Annotated in this window: 19 protein-coding genes and 1 pseudogene; 10 read left to right on the top strand and 10 right to left on the bottom strand. The window is 63.6% G+C overall.

Annotated features, from left to right (window positions below):
• Together narI and ABZ677_RS07800 are read left to right on the top strand one after the other, a co-directional pair.
• Positions 1-747, top strand: coding sequence for a respiratory nitrate reductase subunit gamma (gene narI / locus ABZ677_RS07805; RefSeq protein WP_037192446.1), 747 nt, complete (start codon positions 1-3; stop codon positions 745-747).
• Positions 744-1964 carry an MFS transporter gene (locus tag ABZ677_RS07800; RefSeq protein WP_037192443.1) on the top strand — a complete coding sequence of 407 codons (1221 nt, stop codon included), beginning with the start codon at positions 744-746 and terminating at the stop codon, positions 1962-1964. Before narI ends, ABZ677_RS07800 begins: the two co-directional genes overlap by 4 nt.
• 365 nt (positions 1965-2329) lie before the next feature.
• On the opposite strand, the gene ABZ677_RS07795 is transcribed toward ABZ677_RS07800, so the two are convergent.
• Positions 2330-3502, bottom strand: a complete 1173-nt coding sequence (locus ABZ677_RS07795; RefSeq protein WP_358368053.1) for an aldehyde dehydrogenase family protein — start codon at positions 3500-3502, stop codon at positions 2330-2332.
• Here ABZ677_RS07795 and ABZ677_RS07790 point away from each other — a divergent pair.
• A pseudogene (locus ABZ677_RS07790) lies at positions 3405-4202 on the top strand (biotin/lipoyl-containing protein); the annotation flags it as partial. The gene ABZ677_RS07795 and the pseudogene ABZ677_RS07790 sit on opposite strands and share 98 nt — an antisense overlap.
• A 141-nt stretch (positions 4203-4343) precedes the next feature.
• Here the strand turns inward: ABZ677_RS07790 and tcuA are convergent.
• The 6 genes from tcuA to ABZ677_RS07760 are packed head-to-tail and all read right to left on the bottom strand — an operon-like array spanning position 4344 to position 11677.
• Positions 4344-5834, bottom strand: a complete 1491-nt coding sequence (tcuA, locus tag ABZ677_RS07785; protein ID WP_358368050.1) for an FAD-dependent tricarballylate dehydrogenase TcuA — start codon at positions 5832-5834, stop codon at positions 4344-4346.
• Positions 5835-5862: 28 nt separating this feature from the next.
• Positions 5863-7032: a zinc-binding dehydrogenase gene (locus ABZ677_RS07780; protein WP_358368047.1), complete on the bottom strand. Its 1170-nt coding sequence runs from the start codon at positions 7030-7032 to the stop codon at positions 5863-5865.
• Positions 7033-7054: 22 nt separating this feature from the next.
• Positions 7055-8545 (bottom strand): aldehyde dehydrogenase, encoded by a 1491-nt coding sequence (locus ABZ677_RS07775; RefSeq protein WP_358368044.1) that lies wholly within the window; start codon positions 8543-8545, stop codon positions 7055-7057.
• Positions 8542-9921, bottom strand: a complete 1380-nt coding sequence (locus ABZ677_RS07770; RefSeq protein ID WP_358368041.1) for an MFS transporter — start codon at positions 9919-9921, stop codon at positions 8542-8544. Before ABZ677_RS07770 ends, ABZ677_RS07775 begins: the two co-directional genes overlap by 4 nt.
• A gap of 2 nt (positions 9922-9923) precedes the next feature.
• Positions 9924-10799, bottom strand: coding sequence for an alpha/beta hydrolase (locus ABZ677_RS07765; RefSeq protein WP_358368039.1), 876 nt, complete (start codon positions 10797-10799; stop codon positions 9924-9926).
• Positions 10796-11677: a MaoC/PaaZ C-terminal domain-containing protein gene (locus ABZ677_RS07760; RefSeq protein ID WP_358368036.1), complete on the bottom strand. Its 882-nt coding sequence runs from the start codon at positions 11675-11677 to the stop codon at positions 10796-10798. The genes ABZ677_RS07765 and ABZ677_RS07760 overlap by 4 nt, the downstream gene beginning before the upstream one ends.
• A 238-nt stretch (positions 11678-11915) precedes the next feature.
• Between ABZ677_RS07760 and ABZ677_RS07755 the strand changes: the two genes are divergently transcribed.
• The 5 genes from ABZ677_RS07755 to ABZ677_RS07735 all read left to right on the top strand — a co-directional run bounded on the left by ABZ677_RS07755 (position 11916) and on the right by ABZ677_RS07735 (position 18125).
• On the top strand, positions 11916-12527 hold the full coding sequence (locus ABZ677_RS07755) for a TetR family transcriptional regulator (protein ID WP_052077748.1): 612 nt from the start codon (positions 11916-11918) through the stop codon (positions 12525-12527).
• A 42-nt stretch (positions 12528-12569) separates the two neighbouring features.
• Positions 12570-14204, top strand: coding sequence for an AMP-binding protein (locus tag ABZ677_RS07750; RefSeq protein WP_358368032.1), 1635 nt, complete (start codon positions 12570-12572; stop codon positions 14202-14204).
• A gap of 16 nt (positions 14205-14220) precedes the next feature.
• Entirely contained in the window at positions 14221-15003 is a 783-nt protein-coding gene (locus ABZ677_RS07745; RefSeq protein WP_358368029.1) for a citryl-CoA lyase, read from the top strand.
• Positions 15004-15052: 49 nt separating this feature from the next.
• Positions 15053-15430, top strand: coding sequence for a PaaI family thioesterase (locus ABZ677_RS07740; protein ID WP_358368026.1), 378 nt, complete (start codon positions 15053-15055; stop codon positions 15428-15430).
• A gap of 262 nt (positions 15431-15692) precedes the next feature.
• Positions 15693-18125, top strand: coding sequence for an excinuclease ABC subunit UvrA (locus ABZ677_RS07735; protein ID WP_358368023.1), 2433 nt, complete (start codon positions 15693-15695; stop codon positions 18123-18125).
• Positions 18126-18431: 306 nt separating this feature from the next.
• On the opposite strand, the gene ABZ677_RS07730 is transcribed toward ABZ677_RS07735, so the two are convergent.
• The 3 genes from ABZ677_RS07730 to ABZ677_RS07720 form a co-directional block, all read right to left on the bottom strand.
• A complete protein-coding gene (locus ABZ677_RS07730) occupies positions 18432-18752 on the bottom strand; it encodes a hypothetical protein (protein WP_037192423.1) in 321 nt (106 codons plus the stop codon).
• Between the two features lie 439 nt (positions 18753-19191).
• A complete protein-coding gene (locus ABZ677_RS07725; protein ID WP_358368021.1) occupies positions 19192-19929 on the bottom strand; it encodes an alpha/beta fold hydrolase in 738 nt (245 codons plus the stop codon).
• A gap of 82 nt (positions 19930-20011) precedes the next feature.
• Complete coding sequence (locus ABZ677_RS07720) at positions 20012-20539, bottom strand: phenolic acid decarboxylase (RefSeq protein WP_358368018.1); 528 nt, start codon at positions 20537-20539, stop codon at positions 20012-20014.
• Positions 20540-20604: 65 nt separating this feature from the next.
• Between ABZ677_RS07720 and ABZ677_RS07715 the strand changes: the two genes are divergently transcribed.
• Together ABZ677_RS07715 and ABZ677_RS07710 are read left to right on the top strand one after the other, a co-directional pair.
• Positions 20605-21096, top strand: coding sequence for a MarR family transcriptional regulator (locus ABZ677_RS07715; RefSeq protein WP_094739659.1), 492 nt, complete (start codon positions 20605-20607; stop codon positions 21094-21096).
• A gap of 246 nt (positions 21097-21342) precedes the next feature.
• Positions 21343-22164 carry a mycofactocin-coupled SDR family oxidoreductase gene (locus tag ABZ677_RS07710; protein ID WP_358368015.1) on the top strand — a complete coding sequence of 274 codons (822 nt, stop codon included), beginning with the start codon at positions 21343-21345 and terminating at the stop codon, positions 22162-22164.
• The last annotated feature ends 8 nt before the right edge of the window (positions 22165-22172 follow it).

The raw sequence follows: 22172 nt of genomic DNA, 5'->3' as shown, positions 1-22172 counted from the left end.
GTGAATACGATTCTGTGGGGCGTACTTCCGTATCTGGTGCTGACGCTGCTCATCGGCGGCACTGTCTGGCGCTACCGGTACGACAAGTTCGGATGGACCACCCGATCGTCGGAGTTGTACGAATCGCGGTTGCTCCGTATCGGGTCACCGCTGTTCCACTTCGGCATCCTGGTCGTCATCATCGGCCACGCCATCGGTCTGCTCGTCCCGGAGTCGTGGACCGAGTTCTTCGGGATCTCCGAGAGTGTCTACCACCTGAATTCGGCATTCTTCGGGTTGATCGCCGGTGTGTGTACTCTCGTCGGTCTCGTCATTCTCGTGTACCGACGTCGACGCGTCGGACCGGTGTTCATGGCGACCACTCGTAACGACAAGGTGATGTACCTCGTCCTGACCGCTGCTCTGCTGCTGGGGTTCTACGTGACCCTCCTCGGTGCTGTGCCCGGTCAGGAAGGGGTGAACTATCGAGAGACGGTCTCGCCGTGGTTCAGGTCTCTGTTCTATCTGCAGCCGGATGTCGAGGCGATGAGCAACGCGCCCATGCGTTTCCACATCCATGTCCTCGTCGGGATGCTGCTGTTCGCCATGGTGCCGTTCACTCGGTTGGTGCACATGTTCACCGCGCCGGTGCATTACCTGTTTCGCCCGTACATCGTCTACCGCAGCCGCGACAGGCACTCGTCGCCAGGAAATCGCCAGTACCGGCCCGGTTGGGCACCGGTCGGAACGAAGGATCGTGATCGATGAGCACTCCTGTCGAGACCCCACTCGATCGACGCGCGCAATCACTGAACCTCGCTCTTGCGACACTCGCGTTCACGATCAGCTTCTGGGCGTGGAACCTGATCGGCCCGTTGGGTGTTCGATACGCGTCCGACATGGAACTATCCGCTACAGCGAAGTCGGTGTTGGTGGCGATACCGATTCTGGTCGGTTCACTGGGGCGCATCTTGACCGGTGCGCTCACCGACCGCCTGGGCGGCCGAATCATGTTTCCGATTCTGCTGCTGGCGTCCGTGCCGTTCGTCTTCCTCGTCGCTCTCGGCGGACACCTGGGCAACTACACGATTCTGCTCGTGGCCGGATTCTTCCTCGGAATCGCCGGCACCTCGTTCGCGGTCGGAATCCCGTTCGTCAACGGCTGGTACGACAAGTCTCGCAGGGGATTTGCGACAGGAGTCTTCGGAGCCGGTATGGGCGGCACCGCGTTGTCGGCGTTCTTCACACCGCGGTTCGTTGAGTGGTTCGGGTATGTGACCACCCATGTCGTCATTGCGGTTGCTTTGGTTGTCACCGCCGCAGTCTGCTGGATGTTCATGCGTGATTCTCCGCGGTGGTCTCCCAACCATGACGCGGTCGTACCCAAACTGGTCGGTGCGGCGAAATTGCCGATCACGTGGCAGATGGGTTTCCTGTATGCCGCCGCGTTCGGTGGGTTCGTCGCCTTCTCGACGTATTTGCCGACGTACCTGAAAGATGTGTACGACTTCGACCTTGCGGCGGCCGGTACCCGCACGGCCGGGTTCGCGATTGCTGCGGTTGTCGCCCGGCCCATCGGGGGTGTGCTGTCGGACCGCTTCGGTGCGCGCCTGATCACCGCGATTTCGTGTGGTGGTGCCGCGGTGATGGCGGTCTGGATGATCACTCAACCTCCCCTCGAGTTCCTCGCCGGACTGAACTTCGTGTTGACGGCCGTATTCATGGGCCTGGGTTCGGGGTCGGTGTTCAGCTGGGTGGCCAAGGAAGCGCCACAGGAGCGGGTCGGCTCGATCACCGGTATCGTCGGTGCCGCAGGCGGACTCGGTGGCTTCTTCCCTCCGCTGGTCATGGGTGCCACGTACGACTCGGTCGACCACAGCTACACGATCGGCCTCGTTCTGTTGGTGGTCACCGCATTCGTGGCCACGTTGTTCACGGTGTTCGGTGTGCGAGCGCGCAAAACCGAAGAACGCCTGTCGACATGAATTCGGCAGAGCGCACTGCTCGAGATGCAACCGACATGTGGGGTTCCATCGGCACCAGCCAACCGAGGAGACGAATGACAATGCATCGGAACAACGAGAGCTTCGGCGCCTCGGCTCATCCGGCCGTAATCCGATTCCACGTCGCGGTGGTGCAGCATGTCGCGTGAGAGCAAAGCCAGGGCGGGGGCACAGGCGGCCGTGGGTGGTGACCGAATTCTCGATGTGGCTCTTGCGGTTCCACGCGGCACGACTTTCGCGGGTGCCGTGGGAATGGGTCTCGGTGCCGGAATCGGCGGCGGCGGTAACTCGACGACCGCATGGGAGATGGGTGGGCTGATGGCGGGGCGTGCCAGCGCGGCTCGACGTCAGAAGATGCCTCCGTCGGTGGTACTCGCACTATCCGAGACGACGCTGTACGCACTGGGGCGCAAGCGATCCGGGCTGTTCGGATCATGGAAGAAATTGGGGCTGTTGACCCGGATCCCTCGTTCGCACCTGACCGTGGCGCACAAACGGCGCGGAACCGTTCTGCATGTGACGTTCACGGACACTACGTCCGGAGTGCCTCTCGAGGTCGAGACGACTCCAGTGGGAAACTTGGGTATCAACGACTTCCTGAAGGCGCTCGACAGCGGATCGCAAGACTGACTGCTTGGGTGCCGCGGGGCGGACGGGTTGAACTTTCCGGCGTTGATGTAGACGGTGCTGGTATCGACGCTGGCTGCGAACCGGGTGGCACGGTCGGTGTCCTCGGCCCATACTGCGGCGTTGAGTCCGTATGGTGTGCCGTTCGCAATTGCCAGGGCGTCGTCGTCACCACCGTCGTACGGGATGAGGGCCAGCACGGGCCCGAAGGCCTCCTGTTGTCCAATTGTGGATTGCGGATCGACGTCGGTGAACACGGTCGGATTTACATAGAAACCACCGGCGATCTCGTCGGGCAGATCCACGGCGTGCGAGTCGCCGCCGACCAGCACGCGACTTCCTTCCTCGATCGATGCCGCAATGATGGCATCGAGTCGATCACGCTGCTGCTTCGACACCAGGGGCCTCAGCTTCGTGGATGCCTGAAGCAGATCGGCCGGAACATACTGCGCGACCTCACGTTTCACGAGCTGCTCGACCTCCTCCAGGATGGAGCGGGGAACGACCATACGGCTCAGCGCTGCACAGACTTGCCCGTTGTTGCCGAAAGCGCTTCCCACGCTGTACCGCACGGCAGCCTCGAGATCGTGGTCGTCGAGGAGTACGTGGGTACCCTTACCCCCCAACTCCAAGGTGACCGGCGTGACGGCTGCGCCGGCAAGCTCGGCGACGCGTGCTCCTGCCGTGTCGGATCCGGTGAAGGTGACCGCATCGACGTCGGGGTGGCCGACGAGGCGCTCACCGACGATCGGGCCGGTTCCGGATACGAGGTTGAACACCCCTGCGGGCAGGCCGACGCCGTCGTCGAAGGTGGTGGGCGATCTGGCGTTGCATCTGGTCGGCGCGGGTGTGTCGATGGAGGACTTCGCGGCGGATCCGGGGACGTTCGACATCCCGGATTCGGTGATCGGGTTCCTGCGGGGCGATCTGGGCACCCCGGCCGGTGGGCCGCCTGAGCCGTTCCGCTCCACCGCGTTGGCGGGCCGCGAGGCCGGGCGCGGGGAAGCGCCCTTGACGACCCAGGACGAGGTGCTGCTCTCGGGCACCTCCGCGGAGCGGCGGGACCGGCTCAACCACCTGCTGTTCCCGGGGCCGGCGAAGGAGCTGGCGGAGCACCGGGAGAAGTACGGCGACACCTCGGGGTTGTCGGCGAACCAGTTCTTCTACGGGCTGCGTCAGGGCGACAAGCATCGGGTGAGGCTCGAGAAGGGTGTCGAGTTGCTGATCGGGCTCGAGGCGATCAGCGAGCCGGACGAGGCCGGCATGCGGACGGTGATGTGCATCCTCAATGGGCAGCTGCGCCCGGTGTCGGTGCGAGACAAAGGGATCTCAGCGGACGCGCCGACCGCCGAGAAGGCGGATCGAGGCGATCTATCGCACCTGGCAGCGCCGTTCGCCGGCGCGGTGACGTTGACCGCCGAGGTCGGCCAGTCGGTGTCGGCTGGGGATACCGTCGCGACGATCGAGGCGATGAAGATGGAGGCGGCAATCACTGCACCGCGCACGGGTGCCGTCACCCGCATTGCGCTGTCCGGTGTCGCGCAGGTCGAGGGCGGAGATTTGATCTGCGTCATCACCGTCGGCGACACCACCGACCGCGCCCGACAGGGCCCGCCTGCGGGGATCGGCATCGCGCGCGATCGCAGCGATTCGGTCGGACACGACGGTGCCCCGTCAACTCGAGATGTGGAGTCGACGGGGCAGCCGTCCGAGGGCATCCCTCGACGTGACGGATCAGGCGATGCTTCCGGCTCTTCGCCCGAACACAGATCCGGCGGCGAGTCCGGATCCACCGGGATAGTTACCACTGAACAGTCCTCCGAGCATCTCGCCGCACACGAGCAGACCGGGAATCACCGTTCCGTCCTCGGTACGGACGCGGCCCTCCGTATCGGCGGACAGTCCGCCAAATGTGAACGTGATGCCACAGGTCACCGGGTAGGCATAGAAGGGGCCGGTCTCGATGGGGGACGCCCAATTGCTTTTGGGCGGTTGCACGTCGGCCTTCCTGCCGTCTTTGATGGTCGGATCGAGCGTGATCGAACGGTCGATCGATGCGTTGAACTCGGCGATTGTCTTCGCGAAGGTCTCGCGGTCCACGCCCATCCGGTCGGCCAGTTCCTCGATGGTGGGAGCCTCGAACACCGAGATGCCCGGCATGTCGTATTCCTCGGTGCGTAGCAGCGGCCGGAGTTCGGCGTCGAAGACCTGGTACGCAATCGAATCCGGTTGAGCCAGAATTTCGCGGCCGTACTTGGCGTAGGTGTAGTTGCGGAAATCTGCACCCTCGTCGAGAAAACGTGATCCCCGGTTGTTCACGACAATTCCCAGTGGATACGACTGCCGCGTCAGCCGGTTGGTCAGCTCGCGGTTGCTCTCGTTATTCTCCGTCAGGGCGTCCCACGCAACACTGTGGCAGGTGTTCCAGTCTCCGCCCTTGCCTGCACCGATGGCGAGCGCCGCCTCCAGGGCGAGTCCGGTGTTGAACGGGGTGCCGCGAACCTTGGCATTGCCCCAGCCGGTGCCCAAGTACTTCTCACGCAGTTCCGGGCTGGACTCGAAACCGCCCGCTGCGAGCACGACCGTCTCGCCGCGCGCTTCACCCGTCTGCCCGTCGTCGGTGGAGAACCGCACGCCGACAACGACATCGGACTCGACTATCAACGACTCGACGCCGTGCCCGTAACGAATTTCGACTCCTTCTTCGAGCGCGACCCTGGTGTGGTCGGCGATCAATCCTTCACCGCCGCCGGTGTTCCCCACGTGCAGCCCGCCCCAGAACAGGTAGCTGCCGTCGGGACGCTCGTATGCCTGCCGCTCGTACATCAACCGGTACTTGAGTCCGCGTTGCTTGAGCCACCGGAGCGTGTTCTGGCTCTCCTGCACCAACACTCGCGTCAACTCGGGGTCGTTTCTGCCACCGGTGACCTTGACCAGATCTGCTGCATAGTCCTCGGCCGAGTAGGGCGGCACCTCGGTGGCGGCGTGGCGCTCGTCGGCATCGACGATGTCCGCGATGTCGGCCAGGCCGGCGTGAGCGATGCGCGTGGCACCCGCGGTGTAATAGCTGTTGCCGCCCGCTTCGTGTTCGTTCGCTTTCTCCAGAAGCACGACGCTTCGGCCGCGTTCGCGCGCTGCGTGGGCTGCGGTGAATCCTGCGTTTCCGCCACCGACGACGATGACGTCGGCGCGCAGGATCTGACCTGTGGACGTGCTGGTACTCAATGGAACTCCTGATATGTCGATGATGCGATCAGTACTCGATGAGAGCTCGTCCGATGACCTGCCCGGACGCGACGGCGGAGTACGCCGCCGCGGCATCCTCGAACGGGAAGCGCGCCGAAATGAGCTCGGAGGGGACGAGTGCCCCGTCCCGCACGGCCTCGAGGAGCGCGGGCATGTCCTCACCGGGCAGTGCCGCGTACGAGCCTACGAGGGTGATCTTGTTGCGTACGAACCGATTCAGATTCTCGATCTGTCCCGGTCCCGATGTGCCTGCGAGACCCGATACGACGACCTTGCCGCCGATGCCGACGATATCGAGGGCCTGCGAGATCGTGCGGGGTGTGCCGATCGTGTCGAAGACGATGTCGATCGGCGCGTCACCCGCGGCGGCGGCGACTCGAGCGGCGAATTCGGGATCGTCTGCGCGGACTGTTGCGGTGGCACCGAACCGTTCTGCAGCCACGAGGGCGTCGTCGCGCATGTCGGTGGCGGTGATGGATTGTGCTCCAGCATGTTTCGCCAGCGCGATCGTGCACAGCCCGACCCCGCCCGCGGCCAGTACGACGACGTTGGCACCCGTGTGCAGCCGCGCCGCCCGGTTGACCGCACCGTACGCGGTCAGTGCAGCGCAGCCGAGGACCGCGACATCGGTCAGCGGGATGTCGTCCGGCCAACCGGACGGCAGAGGGAACACCGCGCCCTCCGGCAACGCGACCAGTCCGACGAGTCCGCCGACCCCGGAGGCACGCAGAGGGTGTCCGTCGTGGTCGTAGTAGCGGTGCGTTCCGTCGTATCGCAACCCGCGGGCCTGCATCATCGATCGGAACGGCCCACAATTGTCCTCGGCGCCGGCTAAGCACGCGCCGCACCGACCGCACGGCACGAGAAAAGTGCAGGCGACGCGGTCACCGGGGCGAACGTGCGTGACGTCCGATCCGACGGCAACGACCGTGCCGGCCAGTTCGTGACCGAAGATGTTCGGTGCAGGCACGGTGCCGTGGCCCTCGAGCTTGTGTACGTCGCTGTGACACGCTCCGCATGCGGCAACGTCTATCAGCACTTCCCGTGAGGTGGGTTCGGTGACGTAGACGTCCTCGAAGCTCAGTCCGCCGTCCACGCCGCGGAAGACGGCCGCCTTGCTCACTCGCATGCTGTCGAGGCTCGGCGAGCCCGGGACCGGTTGTGTAGTGGTGGTCATGTTCGTCCTTTCCGGTGGTCGATCACGCGTCGGCGAATGGGTCGGCGGGCTCGTCCGCCGAGAAATCGATCACGACACTCTTGATCTCGCAGTACTCCCGCAGAACCGCCAGACCGTTCTCGCGACCGAGGCCGCTCGATTTGTATCCGCCGTACGGCAGGGTCCAGTGCACGGGGCGAAAGGTGTTGACCGACACCATCCCCGCTTGCAGCTGAGCTGCGACGCGGTGCGCCCTCGAGATGTCCTTGGTCCACAACCCGGCCACGAGCCCGTAGCTGGTGTCGTTGGCCAACGAGATCACCTCGTCCTCGGTCTCGAACGGGATGACCGTCAACACCGGCCCGAACACTTCCTCGCTGGCCAGTGTGGAGTTGTTGTCCAGACCGTCGAAGATGGTGGGTTGCACGAAGTATCCCCGGTCGTAGCCGCTCGGCCGGCCTCCGCCGGTGACGACCCGTCCTCCCTCTCGGCGGCCCGCATCCAGGTAGTGCTCGGTCTTCGCCAGCTGCTCGGCCGATGTGTGCGGACCGATATGCGTGCTCGGATCCAGCGGCATGCCCACGCGAATACGCTCGGTGCGCCGGACCAGGGCGTCGAGGAAGTCCGTATAGATGTCGCGGTGCAGGAACAGTCTCGAGCCCAGCGAACACGATTGACCGGTGGACCGAAATGCGCTGTGCGTGGCCACCGACACCGCTCGGTCGATATCGGAATCGGGAAACACGATGTGCGGCGACTTTCCACCGCACTCGAAGGAGACGCGTTTGAGTCCGTTCGAGGCCGCGCGCATGATGGCCTGCGCGGTGGGGTAGCTGCCGGTGAACGACACCTTGTCCACGCCCGGATGGGCGACGAGGTGGGCACCCGCATCGTGCCCGTAACCTGGGACGATGTTGAGGACGCCGTCGGGAAAGCCTGCCTCGGAGAACAGCTGTGCGAACTCCAGTGCCGACACCGATGTCAGTTCGGATGGCTTGAGCACCACGGTGTTACCCATCGCGAGCGCAGGCCCGAGCTTCCACGAGTACAGACTGATCGGGGAATTCCACGGCGTAATTGCGGCGACGACACCGACGGGCTCGACGCGCGTGTACGCATGGGCGTCGTGCTTGTACGGCACCACCGTGCCCTCGACCTTGTCCGCTGCACCGGCGTAGTAGCGGAGCCACTCGACCGACCGCTTGACTTCACCGACCGTGTCGCGCAGTGGTTTTCCGTTGTCCATGGTCTCGATTCGCCCGAGGCGCTCGGCGTCCCGTTCGAGCAGATCGGCCAGGATGAAGATCAGGCGTCCCCGTTGGGTTGCGGTGAGCCTGGACCACGGACCGTGCAGCGCGGCTCGGGCGGCATCGACCGCGCGGTCGACATCGGGCTCCGTCGCTCGCGGTACCCGCGCCCAGACGTCCTCGGTGGCAGGATCGACCGAATCGATGCTCAGGCCTGCGCTGGGGGCTGTCCATCGCCCGCCGACGAACAGGTGTGGGTAGTCGGCAATCGTTGTGGTCGAGGTCATTTTACGTCCTCCGCGACTTTGTTCGTGGCGGCATCGGGGGAGAGGTCGACATTCTTCGTCTCCGGGCCCCACAGAGCTCCGACCAGAAGCAGCAGTCCACCGATCACGTACAGCACGACTGTCGTGTGGTCGGGATCCATGAACGTCGCGAGACCACGCTCGTAGAAAGCGTAGAAGGCAGGAATGATGATGGCGAAGCTGTAGCCGATGCCGTATCCGGTCGCTCGCAGTTCGGTGCGGAATCGCTCCGAGATGTACGCGGCCGTGCACCCGAAGCAGCAGATCGAGGTCAGAACCAGCCCGGTGGTCAGGGCTGCGAGTCCGATGAACGAGGTTGCCACACCCGAGACGATGGCGAGATAGAACATCGGCGCGACGACCGCCCCGATGCCACCGCACCACGCGAGGAAGATTCGGCGTCCGATGCGCTGGCTCAAGGCACCTGCCAAGGGATACGCGGCGATGAGGAACAGCTGGGCGACGACGATGATCGCGGTACCGCGTTGCGGTGATATGCCGTCGAGGCTGCGCAGGGTGATCGGGAACGACGCGGACGTTGCGTTGGACAGAATCCAGACTCCGGACATCAGGACGAGGACCTGACGCAGGCTTTTCGCCGACGATCCGCGCAGCAGTTGCTTGGCGGGGCTTTCCTTCTTCACTGCCGGGGTCCGAGCATCGGCGGTGAGGAATGCCGGGGATTCCTGGACCGTACGTCCGTAGTAGACAGCGAACGCGAATGTGACGACCGCACCGATGACAACGGGGATACGCCATGCCCACACCTCGTAGACGGACGTGCCGTCACCGCTGCCTGCGCCACCGGTCGCGGTCAGCAACACGTAGGTGAACAGGGAGACGATGCAGAACGCGATCGGGAATCCCATCGTGATCAATCCGCCGTACAGGCCACGCTTGGCGATCGGGCTGCTCTCCATCGCCAGTGGTACGGCCCCGGTGTACTGACCTCCGAGGAAGATGCCGGTGACGAATCTCAGCACGATCAGCGTGCCGATCGAGGCGAGGCCGATCGTCGCGTATCCGGGAACGAACGCGAGCAGCAAGGTACCGACGGCGCTGCCGTACATCGCGATCAGAGTCGCTTTGCGTCGGCCGGCGGTATCGGCGATGTTGCCGAAGATGAAGGCACCCAACGGCCGTCCGAGAAGCGTCGCGGCGAACACAAGGCCGTTGATCAATGCGATCGTGCCCGCGGACACATCCTGGGCCATGAAGAAGTGGAGTGCTGGTGCCAGCGCGATGACGGGCAGATAGATGTCGTAGCAGTCGATCGCGAAGCCGATTGCGGCACCACGCGTCGCGCGCCGGCCGCGGCCTTCCGCCGAGCCGGCCCGGTCGTCAATTGCAGGGTTCATGGTCAAGCCTTCCGAGGTAAATGTGGTGCTCGATCGGGGCTACGAAGCCACCCGTCGAGCAGAGAGGCGAAGTTGTGGATTTCTTCCATGGGGTAATGGCCGATGCCGTCGAGAAGTGTGAAGGTGCCGCCGGGGATGTTCTCGGCTGTCCACCGTGCCGATTCGGGGTCCATCCAGAAGTCGTCGGCACCGACGACGACGCGACAGGGACAGGTGATGTCGGTGAGTCGACTGCGGAGATCGTGTCGAGCCCAACCGATGAGGTCACTGTTGGACACGAGCGGATCCTCGCGCCGATGCATGCGTGCGATGATGTCCGTGCGGTCCGCGGGCACGGCCACCCCACATGCGGCGATCGTTCCGTAGTAGGTGCGGTCGGATCGACTGGGAGACACGGAATCTTCGAGGGCGCGGGTCAGTCCGGCGGCATTCTGACCGTCGTTCTTCGCGTCGGCGGCCATCGCGACGACGCCCGACAGCCGTGACGGGATACGGCTTGCGATGTCGAGGGTGATCTTTCCGCCGATGGAACAGCCGACCACGAAGGGCATGTCGAGGGCGAGGCGATCGATGATCTCGATGCACCACTGCGAGTAGGTCTCGAGGTCGGTGACAGGCCCCGTGTCGAGCATTTCCGATCGTCCGTGACCGGGGAGGTCGACCACTACGGCCTTGTACCCCAGCTCCGCGAGTTCACCGACGACCGTGCGCCATTGGACACCACTCTGTCCTGCGGAATGGATGCACAGAACCGGATGGCCGTCGCCGTAGGTTTCGACGAAGGCGAGTCGGCCGTGCAGTGTCAGATACCGTGCGGTGCCGACGATCGGTGCCGAGTCGATCTGGGTGCCGGGCTCGGACGTGGACAGGGTCGTCATGGGCGGAGTCCTTTCGAGGTCATCTCACGGGCCGCTTCGACGATGAGTTGCATTGTCTTCGTCATCTGAAGGTAGGCGAAACCGTTTCCACTGGTGGAGAATTCGCCACGATGGGTCCGGACGACGAAGTCGTTGCGTGCACCGGTCAGCAGATTGCTCCACGCGTACTCGGAGCCGTGCAACGTGAAGGTCGGCCCGGTGGGCGTTCTCCGCGTCACTTCCAGGATCCGTCCGCGATAGATCCGCAGCTGGAGCTCGGTGTTCTCGTTCGCGAGTCCGATGGATCCATCGAACAGTGCTGTGCTGGAGGCGAATCGGTCGTCCGATGCGAGGCCCTCGGCCAGTTCGCGTCCCCAGTCGATGCCGATGGGGTGCGAGACGAGTTCCGAGCTCGCAGGTTCGGTGCTGCGCGCCCGCACCAGTGCGGCGCTCGTACCCCACTGCAGCACTCGGTTGTTCTCGTCCAGTAGCTCGATGTGACGGTTGATCACGCCGCGATCGCCGGCACTGGTTCGCCGGACCGAGGTGACGGTCGTGGAGTAGTGCATCTTCACATCGGGCACGACGGCGAGGGAGTATCGCCATTTCGTGTCGAGGAGTCCGATGATCGTGTCGGCGAACATGCCGCTGTCGTGGAGGGTCCCGAAGTACCTGGCCAGGCCGTACGGGCCCTGGGCGACGAGGGTTCCGTATTCGGTCGATGCCGCGTACTCGGGGTCGTGGTGCATGGGATGCATGTCGCCGGAGACCTCACCGAAGGCGCGGAGGTCGTCCGCGCCTGCGGTCCAGGCGTCGCTGCGGAAGCTCATGCCGAGGTGGAAGTCCTCCAGGTGCAGCGATGCGGTACCGGGAGGTCGACCGGATGTCGAGGTAGTCACGTCGTTGTTTCCGTTTCGTCGATGGCCCGGGAGTGATCGGGGCCCGTCGGGAAGGTCGAATCGAACAGCCAGTCGTCCGTGTCCAACGGAGTGACTGTGGTGAACGTTCGTTCGTTGAGAACGTTAGCTGGATCACGTCAATTCCGTCAAGACGCAGAATATCCAGGAAGAACCGCCAGTTGGAGCCGGACTTCCGCCGATGCTTGACATGGGTATCGCGGCACGGCATCATTTCGACATGAACGAACGTTCTTCACATCCCAAGCGTCAGAAGCAAGCGCTGGCCTCACGAGAGATCGTGTTCGCGAGTGCGTTGCAAGCGTTCGCCGAGCTCGGCTTCCACGGTGCGTCCATGCGGGACATCGCCACGAGATCGGGGATGAGCTTGTCCAATCTCTACAACCACTCCGCGTCGAAGTCGGATCTGCTGGTCGAGCTGCTCAAGACAGCGAACTACAACCATCTGACCGAAACGGAGTGGGCGGTCTCCGCAGCAGGTGAGTCGCCGACGGACAAGTTGGAGATGGCAACCCGCGCATACGTCAATTACATCGTCGACCATCCGTTGGAAGCTCTTGTGGCACACACGGAGTTGCGCTATCTCGACGAGGACGATCGCAAGCGACTCGTCATCGCTCGTGACCGGCTCCAGTCGATATTCGAGAACATAGTCCATGAGGGAATTCGACTCGGGGAGTTCAGAACCCCGTATCCCGACGACGTGTCGCGGAACCTGCTCACGATGTGCGCAGGCATCGCGGAGTGGTACCGCCCGGACGGGCCGATGTCACGTGACCAGATATCCGAACAATTCGCCCGGTACGCAGCCCGACTGGTCGAACAGGACTGAAGAAGCGCGCAGGCTACTGCGCACACATTGAGGAGTTTCACGATGACCGACTTCACCGTCTACGACCTGTTGGTCCGATCCGCAGAACAGTGGCCGGATTCGCCGGCTGTGATCGATGATTCGGAACTCGGCGGAGGGGTGGTGATCACGTACTCGGGTTTGCTGGCCGCCGCAGACACCATGGCAGGCGGACTTGCCGGCCTGGGAATCGGTCGCGGTGATGCCGTTGCGCTGTTTCTCCCGAACTGTCATCACTGGCCGACCATCTTCTTCGCGGCAGCCAAGCTCGGCGCGTTGGTCGTGCCGTTGAACACCCGCTACCGCGCGAACGAGATCTACCATTTGCTTCGCACCAGCAAGTCTCGTGTTCTGATCACGGCTCCGACTTTCGAGGGAATCGACTTCGGGACCCGGCTCGACGAAGTGTGGACTCTTCACTCGGCAAGCCCCGGCGATCTCGCACTCCAGTGGTTCGTCACGATCGGCGGAGGCGTCGTCGGTCCGTTGCCGGGTAACGTCCGATCTGTCGGTCTCGAATCCTTGACGGCCCTTACGGATTCGGTGGAATCCGCGGCTCGTTCCTCCGATCCGTTGATCGTGTTCGGCACGTCCGGCACCACCTCCGCACCGAAACTCGCGGTACACACCCACTCGACTGTCGCATTGCACGCACCGGCGGTCGCCGAGCGCGAGAATCTGGGTCCCGATACGGTCCAGCTCAACGTGCTGGCTCTCAACGGGACCTTCGGATTCGTTCCGTTCGTGGCAGGTATCGCCGCCGGGAGCACTGCCGTACTGCTGCCCGCGTTCGACCAGAAGCGAGTAGTCGGCGCGATCGCCGAACACGGCGTTTCCTATCTTGTCAGTGCAGAAGGTCCGCTGCGAGATCTGCTGGCAGAAGCGACGTTCCGTGCCCTCGAACCGAGAACTCTCACCTGCATTGTCACTGCCGGAACGGCGATTTCGGATATCGTCGAAGAGTCAGCGACGCTCGGGATCACCGCGTCCAACGTCTACGGTTCCTCCGAACTGTTTGCCTTCGCGGGAAAGTGTTCGCCCGCTGACGACGAGACATCCCGTACGAGACCTGGTGGCACACTGGTGGACGAGTCGATGCAGGTTCGCACGGTATCGGTGGAGGATTCGTCGGTGGTGCTCGGATCGGGAGAGTGGGGTGAACTGCAGTTCACCGGCGACACCTTGTTCGTGGAGTACCTGGCCAACCCGGATGCAACCGCGAAGGCCTGGACATCCGACGGGTGGTTCAGAACCGGCGACCTCGGATCGGTCCATGCCGACGGAAAGTCATTCGAATACCGTTCGCGCTTGGGTGATTCCATGCGGCTGAAGGGCTATCTGGTCAATCCGGCCGATATCGAATCGACCCTCACGCGGTATCCCGCCACCGCCATAGCTCAGGTCGTCAGTGTTCGCGATCATCGGTCGGGTGACGATCTCGCCGTCGCGTTCGTGCGGCTCCACGAGGGTATGGAGGCCACCGAGGGCGAGCTGCTGGCGCATTGCAAGGCCAACCTCGCAAGTTTCAAGATACCGAACAAGATTCGCATCATCGACAACTTCCCGACGACTGCAAGCGCCAATGGCGACAAGATTCGTAAGGACAAGCTACGCGCGCAAGCGGCGTGGCTTCTGGATATCCCCGCACCCGTCAACTGACTAGGACTCACATCTCATGAGTACGACTCCTCATCCGATCCGTTCCGACATTGCCTGGGCAACACCGAACAAGGTGGTAGTTCACGGCTACGATCTCCCGAACGACATTCTGGGGACCGTCAATCTCGGCGACATCGCGTATCTCTCCCTGTTCAAGACTCTGCCCGATGCACGAGAATCGATTGTGTTCAACGCGTTGGTCGTTGCACTGGTGGAGCACGGTCTCACGCCGAGCGCTCTCGTCTCGCGGTTGACAGCCCTCGGTGCGCCGGAGTCGTTACAGGGAGCGGTCGCTGCCGGGCTGCTCGGACTGGGCGATACGTTCGTCGGCACGATCGAAGGTTCGGCAAAGATTTGTCAATCCCTGCCGGACGACGGCTGGCAGCACGACGAGAATCTTCTGCAACGGCACGCACAGACCATCGTGGACGATGCGAGAGCAAGCAGGATGAGCATCCCCGGTCTCGGCCACCCCGTTCACAAGCCGAACGATCCTCGTGCTGAGCGCCTGTTCGAGATCGCCCGCGAACAGGGGTTCGACGATGCGAACGAGCGACTCTACCGGGCCATTCGGGCACGGGCCGAGGACGCCACAGGAAAGGTGTTGCCCATCAACGCAACCGGAGCGATCGGCTCGATCGCGGGCACGCTCGGCGTCCCGTGGAACATCGCACGCGGCCTCGGTGTCATGGCACGTGCCATCGGACTGGTGGGGCACATCCTCGAGGATCGAGAACAACCCCTCGCCAAACCCGTGTGGAATTGGGCCGAAGCGAGGTCGACCGATCACCGACAGTGAGCACGCGCAACGAGGAGTCGTCCCGACACTCACGGACCCGGCATGGACGGTGGACGATGTCGGCTTCGTCGGATTGATCGGCCCGTTCTACTCCAGGGTGACCGCGGACGGCGCGGAGATTGCCGTGCACTGCCAGGACAAGCACCGCAACCGCATCGGAGTGGTACACGGAGGACTGCTGATGACATTCGCCGACAGAGCTCTCGTGGTCGGGGCCCAGAGCTTGGGTGGCGTGGTCGTCGGTGTCACAGTCCAATTGGACATGCAATTCATCACGACCGCCCGGGTGGGAGACGTCGTCGTTGCCCGACCGGTACTGGCACCGGGCACCAGATCGCTGCAATTCTTGCGGACGGATCTCACCGTCGGCTCGACTGTCGTCGCCCGCGCCTCGGGCATCTTCACACTGGCACGTCAGCAGCCTTGACGGTGGGGCGAAAACCCTTGCTGTGAAGACGATTCGGGATGCCGGGTTCGGCTTCCGCGTAGTTCCCTCCTCGATGTCGAACGCCAACCGTCGATGTCGAGCCATGACGGCTACTGGTCGCAGTACGAGTGTCACCATGAGCACGGGGAAGCGTCCCAGTCCCAGTCCGTGGATTACGGGGCTGCTCGTGTCGCCCGGGTCGGCGCACCGCATCTCGGCACTTCTGTGCCCTCGGGTCGAGGACGCCAGCTAGGCTCGTTCGGTGACGGACTCAACGTGGGACGGGTATGTCCGTGTGCGCGGCGCTACCGAGCACAACCTGGCCGCTGTCGATGTCGACATACCCCGCAATGCCTTCGTCGCGTTCACAGGGGTGTCGGGGTCCGGGAAGTCGTCACTGGCTTTCAGCACCTTGTACGCCGAAGCGCAGCGACGCTACTTCGAGTCGGTTGCCCCCTACGCGCGTCGACTGCTTCAGCAAGCGGGCGCTCCCCATGTCGCCTCCATCACCGGCCTTCCGCCGGCCGTTGCGCTGCAGCAACGTCGGGGTTCGCCCAGCTCACGCTCGAGCGTCGGCACCATCACCACGATGTCCAACCTCCTGCGCATGCTCTACTCCCGGGCCGGTACCTATCCCGACGGTGCGCCGCTGCTGTCGGCGGAGGCGTTTTCACCCAACACCGTCGCCGGGGCCTGTCCGCGATGCGGCGGGTTGGGCGAATTCCATGACGTGACAACGGAACTGCTCGTTCCCGACCCATCGCTGAGTATTCGTGAGGGGGCGATCGCGGCGTGGCCGGGTGCCTGGCAGGGCGCAAACCTGCGCAGCATCGTCAGCGGCATGGGTATCGACATCGACGCGCCGTGGCGCACGCTGAAGAAGAAGGACCGAGACTGGCTTCTCTTCACCGAGGAGCACCCCAAGGTGTGGATCGAACCGGAAGAGGGCCGCGTCGATCACAGTTACGAGGGTAAGTTCTGGAGCGCCCGAAGCCACGTCATGCATGTTCTGTCGGACTCGAACAGCGAGCGGATGCGGGACCGCGCGCTGCAGTTCACCGAGACCGTCCGCTGCCCGAAGTGTTCCGGCAGCGGACTGCGCGCCGACGCGCTGGACGTCACGATCGCCGGCCACTCGATAGCCGAGATCAATGCGCTCTCGCTGACAGAACTTGCCGCAGTACTGCGCCCCATTGCCGAACAGCCGGGGGAGACCACGGAGGTGGCGGTACGCATCACCGCCGACCTGCTGGCCAGAATCGACGTGTTGCTCGAGTTGGGCTTGGGGTATTTGGCGCTCGGGCGTAGCTCGACGACGCTGTCACCCGGCGAGACCCAACGGTTGCGGATCGCCACTCAGCTCCGCTCCGGACTTTTCGGGGTGGTCTACGTGCTGGACGAACCCTCCGCGGGACTGCATCCCGCGGATGCCGAGCCACTCCTCGACGTCCTGGACCAGCTGAAGGCGTCGGGCAATTCCTTGTTCGTCGTCGAACACGACATGGACGTGGTCCGCCGCGCCGACTGGGTGGTCGATATCGGCCCCGCAGCGGGTGAGGGCGGCGGACGGGTTCTGTACAGCGGCCCCGTCGCCGGCTTGGAGGAGATCGAGGAGTCGGTCACCAGTCGGCACCTCTTCGGGCGAGCGGAATCCGAGCAGCGAGAGGCGCGCCCCACCCAGGGCTGGCTCACGCTGACCGGAGTCACTCGGCACAATCTGCGGGAGCTGACGGCGGAGTTCCCACACGCGGTGCTCACGGCGGTGACGGGCGTATCGGGCTCCGGTAAGTCGACGCTCGTCAGCCAGGTCCTGTTCGAGGTGGCGCGCCACCGACTCGAGACCGCGGCAGACGAGGACGAGGACGCGCAGATCGAGGTCGACGTGGCCGAGGTCTCCGGATTCGAGACGTTCACCCGCCTGGTCCGAGTGGATCAACGCCCCATCGGCCGAACTCCCCGGTCGACACTGGCCACCTACGTCGGAATGTTCGACATCGTCCGCAAACTGTTTGCCGCCACCGATGAGGCCAAGGCCCGCGGATGGGCGCCAGGACGGTTCTCGTTCAACGTCGCCGATGGACGATGCCCCACGTGCCAGGGCGACGGTTTCGTCGAGGTGGAGCTGCTGTTCCTTCCGGGCACCTACGGGCCTTGCCCCACCTGTCACGGTGACCGGTACACCCCGGACACTCTCGAAATCACATGGCGCGACAAGACAATTGCCCAGGTACTGCACATGTCGGTGGACGAGGCTGCCATGTTCTTCGCCGACATCCAGGGAGCATCCCGCAGTCTGGAGACCTTGCGCGACATCGGGCTCGGCTACCTTCGGCTCGGTCAACCCGCCACCGAGCTGAGCGGTGGAGAAGCGCAGCGCATCAAAATTGCCACCGAATTGCAGCGCACCCGCCGCGGCACCGCCCTCTACCTATTGGACGAACCGACCGCAGGGCTGCATCCCTCCGACGTCGCCCTGCTCATGCGCCAACTGCACCTGCTCGTCGACGCGGGCAACACCGTGGTGATGGTGGAACACGACTTGGATGCCATAGCGTCCGCAGACTGGGTCATCGATCTCGGTCCCGGCGGCGGCGACCACGGGGGCACCGTGGTCGCCACCGGCACTCCCGCCGAAGTTGCGGCGTCTCAGGACAGCATCACGGGACCGTATCTGGCCCGACGGCTCCAATCCTGAACGGCCGCTTCGTCTTACTCCAGTGCTGCTGCTGGCCTTCGGCCTCGGAGCACTGAACACCTCGATAGGCCGACGAGGGGAAGTGGTGATGCCGCGGTCCTACATGACCGGGACGCTGGTGAAGATCCGACTGGGCGTAACACGCCCAGCACCATTCGGACACCGAGCACAATCGAAATGCCGGTGTCCCCGGTGTCCACGTTCGATGAGCGACGGTCGCACCGCGCGGAGGGCGTCAGAGGCGAGCATCTTCACCTCTGACGCCCCGTCGGCCACCGGCGGAATCATTGCCGGTGCCCGGCTTTTCTATTCAGCGAACTGGTCCTCCAGCGCTTGTACCAGCTGGTCGTGAATCGGTGATTCGTCATTGATGAACGCGATCCGCTGCGCCAGCGTCAATCCCGGGTCGGTGAACGGGTCTACTGGCATGCAATCGGCCGACTCGGACTTCGGACTGCCATCCGGGTTGACGAAGTCAGCGCAGCTCGGCAAAGAGCCGGGATCGAAGGACGCGGGTGATGCGGCCGCAGGGGCGGCAAAGCCTCCCAGCACGGCACCGGCGGAAAACACCCCTCCCGCAATCCCGGCCATGATCCGATTTCGTCGTGAAATGTGCGACAGTGCCATTACTGTTCTCCTTCGGCTTTTCGGTCGCGCTCTCTGCGCGACATCAACGACCCTGCCTGTCGAATGTCACGGCTATGTCCCTGGCGTGGAACAATCCGTTCCAGTTTCCCGGCCACGTCCGCACAACCCTCGTAGTACTCAGGAACTGCATGAGTTCGGTTCGTACCCAACGTATTCGGGACTGTCTTTGCCCCGATACCGCGCCGGAGCCGGCACGCCGTCTTCGTATCCGATGGGGTTGACCGCAGTCGCGGCAACGGACTGCTACAGGCCGACGGGTTCCGATTGGGACTCGTGTTCGCGACTTGTGTGGGCAGTGTCCCTGGTGCTCCTGGAACCGACCGGTACGCGGAAGGTCGCCGATCCCGTGCAGTCGAATCGACCGTCGATATCAACGGATTGTGGAGCAGTGCAGAGGGTTCCGATAGAAGTCACCGTTTCACGCAACGGGAGAAGATGACCCCCGTGTTCGATCGGATTTCGGTAGCCCCGTCAACGTCAGCAGACGCGTGAGGAGTTCATCCCGCCACGCACACGACGACCAGGCGTGGTCGGCACCTGAGATCGCAGTGAAGGTCGCGTGAGGCAGAAATTCTGCGTAGCGGCGTCCGTACTCGAGTGGCACGATCTGGTCATCGGTGCCATGGATGATGTCGACGGGACCGCTGTATCCGGCAGCTGCGTCGTACACGTCGAGACCGTCGCGGACATCGTCGATGAAGGCTTGCCCGAGCCACATGCCGCCGAAGTCGAGGCCGCCGTTCTGTGCGACAGTATCCAGCGGTTGGCCCTGGATCTCGTGTTCGACGGTGATGTCGTCGACGACGACGCCAGCAGGCGACCATAGTGTGAGGGTGGCCACCAGGTCGGGGTGGCGTGCGGCTGCTATGGCCGACTCCACTGCGCCGAGGCTGTGAGCCACGATGTGGACCGGTGCAGATCGATCGGTGCCGAGGGCTTCGATCATGCTCGACACCTGTTCGACCTCGTCGCGCAGGGTGATGTCCTCGAACTCGCCGTCGCTGACCCCGTGGCCGAGTCGGTCGTACGCGCGTACGAACGCTCCCGCTTTCGCCAGCTGCCGAGAGGTCTGCACGAACAGGCGCTGTGGTCCGACGCTGGAGTCGCCGAAGCCGTGCACGATCAGAATGGACGGCGCTGTTTCGTCGGCGTTCATGGGTCGATACTCGCTGCCACGAATCACCTGGCCGTGATGAGAGAGCGTAATCGGGGCCATCTCAGGGTTCTGGAGGCTCATCTCAATTGCTCCTGTCGGCGAAGCCTGCCGGTAGATCGGCGGGCGCGGTGTCGATCACGGTCTCGTCGTCGATGCCGACGAACTCGAACAAGGTGATGTGCGCGAACTCGGGCACGACGTATATCGGATATGTGGGGCCTTCATCACGGAATCGGCGCATTTCGTCGAGGTGGTCGTTCTGAAACAGGACGGTTTTCGACCCGTCCAGTTCGACCCAATGGGGGAAGAAGATGGTGCCGTGCAGAACGCGGTCCTCGGGTACGACGTTGACGACGACGCTCGTGCCGGTGGGTTCGTTCCACGAGATCTTGTAGACCCCGCGGCCCAGTCCGACGAGGTCGACTTCTTGTCCCTTGACCCACCGGCCTCCGACCATTCCCGAGTGGATGCGGTAGTCGATGGTGGTGGCGTTCTTGACGTACATCTCGTATTGCCACCCGTTGGCGTAGGTGTAGATGAACCGATGGCCGACTATCGAATTCAGGGCCTGTTCGGGGGCGGGCTCGGTGATGCTGGTGTGAATGTCCATGGCAATATCTTCACCCAGAAGTACGTTTGTTGCAAACCTAAAATTTGGCTGAGTAGTCTGGCTCGATGGACGATTCCGACAGCGCACCCGGTCTCGCCGATATCGCACGTCGCCTGAGTGCGGAGATAGGTCCCTTCCGGCGCGTGCTGCTCAACACCTCCCGCTCGCGCGCGGGGCTCGCGGCTCTGCCCGACGCGCAGATCGAGATTCTGAGACGGCTCTTCCCGGACAAGTGGGAGGGGCCCACAGTGCTGGGGCGTCAGCTGGGGTTGGCTCGACCCACGATCAGCAACCTCGTCCGAACCATGGAATCGGACGGTCTCGTCGCTCGCCGCCCCGACGACTCGGATGCGCGAAGCATGCGCGTCGGCCTCACAGATCTTGCTCGCGAACAACTTCGCATCTACGACGTCGCGGCGGAGGGGCTTCTTGTGCAGATACTCGCCGACCTGACGCCGGCCGAGCAACGCACCCTCCGTGACGCCACTGCGCTGCTCGGCCGAATCCGCGCGGCGCTCGAACGCGGCGACGACCTGCAGCGGCGACAGAGTACGTGAGGGCTCGGCGCGCAATTCACTTCGATCCTTCACTTCGCGTGCACGTCTGAATCGGTCGTTCTGTTCTCCTGTCCGCCGAACGTAAATCGACAACGATTCAAGTAATTCGGCCACATCTGCACTGGGTGTCATATAACGTCGATTCATGTCCCGCAAATCGGACATACCGCCGCGAACGTGCTCGGCCATTCGTCGAATCGTTCTGCGCTCGTGCCGTTTTCATCCGACGATCAAGGAAGTTCGATCATGGGAAAGCTCGACGGGAAAGTAGCCTTCATCACCGGTGCCGCACGTGGACAGGGGCGTAGTCACGCGCTTCGTCTCGCGCAAGAAGGTGCCGACATCATCGCAGTCGACATATGCGCACAGATCGATACGGTCGCGTATCCGATGGCCACCTCGGAGGACCTCGCGCAGACAGTGAAGGAAATCGAGGCTCTCGATCGGCGCATCGTCGCCAAGGAAGCCGACGTCCGCGATTACGACGCGCTGAAAACGGCGGTGGACTCCGCGGTGGCCGAACTCGGTCCGATCGACATCATTCTGGCGAACGCCGGGATAGCACCGCAGGGTGCCGAGAACCCGAACCAAGTGAAGACTTTTCGCGATGTTGTGGAGGTCAATCTGTTCGGTGTGTGGAACACCGTTCAGATCGGGGTTCCGAGCATGATCGACAAGGGTCAGGGCGGGTCGGTCGTGTTGACCAGTTCGACGCAGGGCCTTTCCGGTGCGGGCGGCAACGGGTCCGGTGCCGGTGACGGCTACGCGGCCAGTAAGCACGCGGTCGTGGGTCTGATGCGCACGTTCACGAATTGGCTTGCCCAGTACTCCATACGCGTCAACACCGTGCACCCGACCGGAGTGAACACGCCGATGGTCGTCAACGATGTCATGCAGAAGTTCCTCACCGAAAACCCCGATGCCGCAGCCATGCTCGGCAATTTGCTTCCGGTACCGATGATCGAAGCGATCGATATCAGCAACGCGATCGCATGGCTCGTGTCCGACGATGCCAGGTACGTCACCGGCGTCACCTTGCCCGTCGACGCCGGCTTTCTGGCGAAGTAGGAGACGGA

It is taken from the genome of Rhodococcus sp. NPDC006774 (assembly GCF_040636045.1).
In the GTDB taxonomy this organism is placed as follows: domain Bacteria; phylum Actinomycetota; class Actinomycetes; order Mycobacteriales; family Mycobacteriaceae; genus Rhodococcoides.
This window is presented reverse-complemented; position numbering and strand designations above follow the sequence as displayed.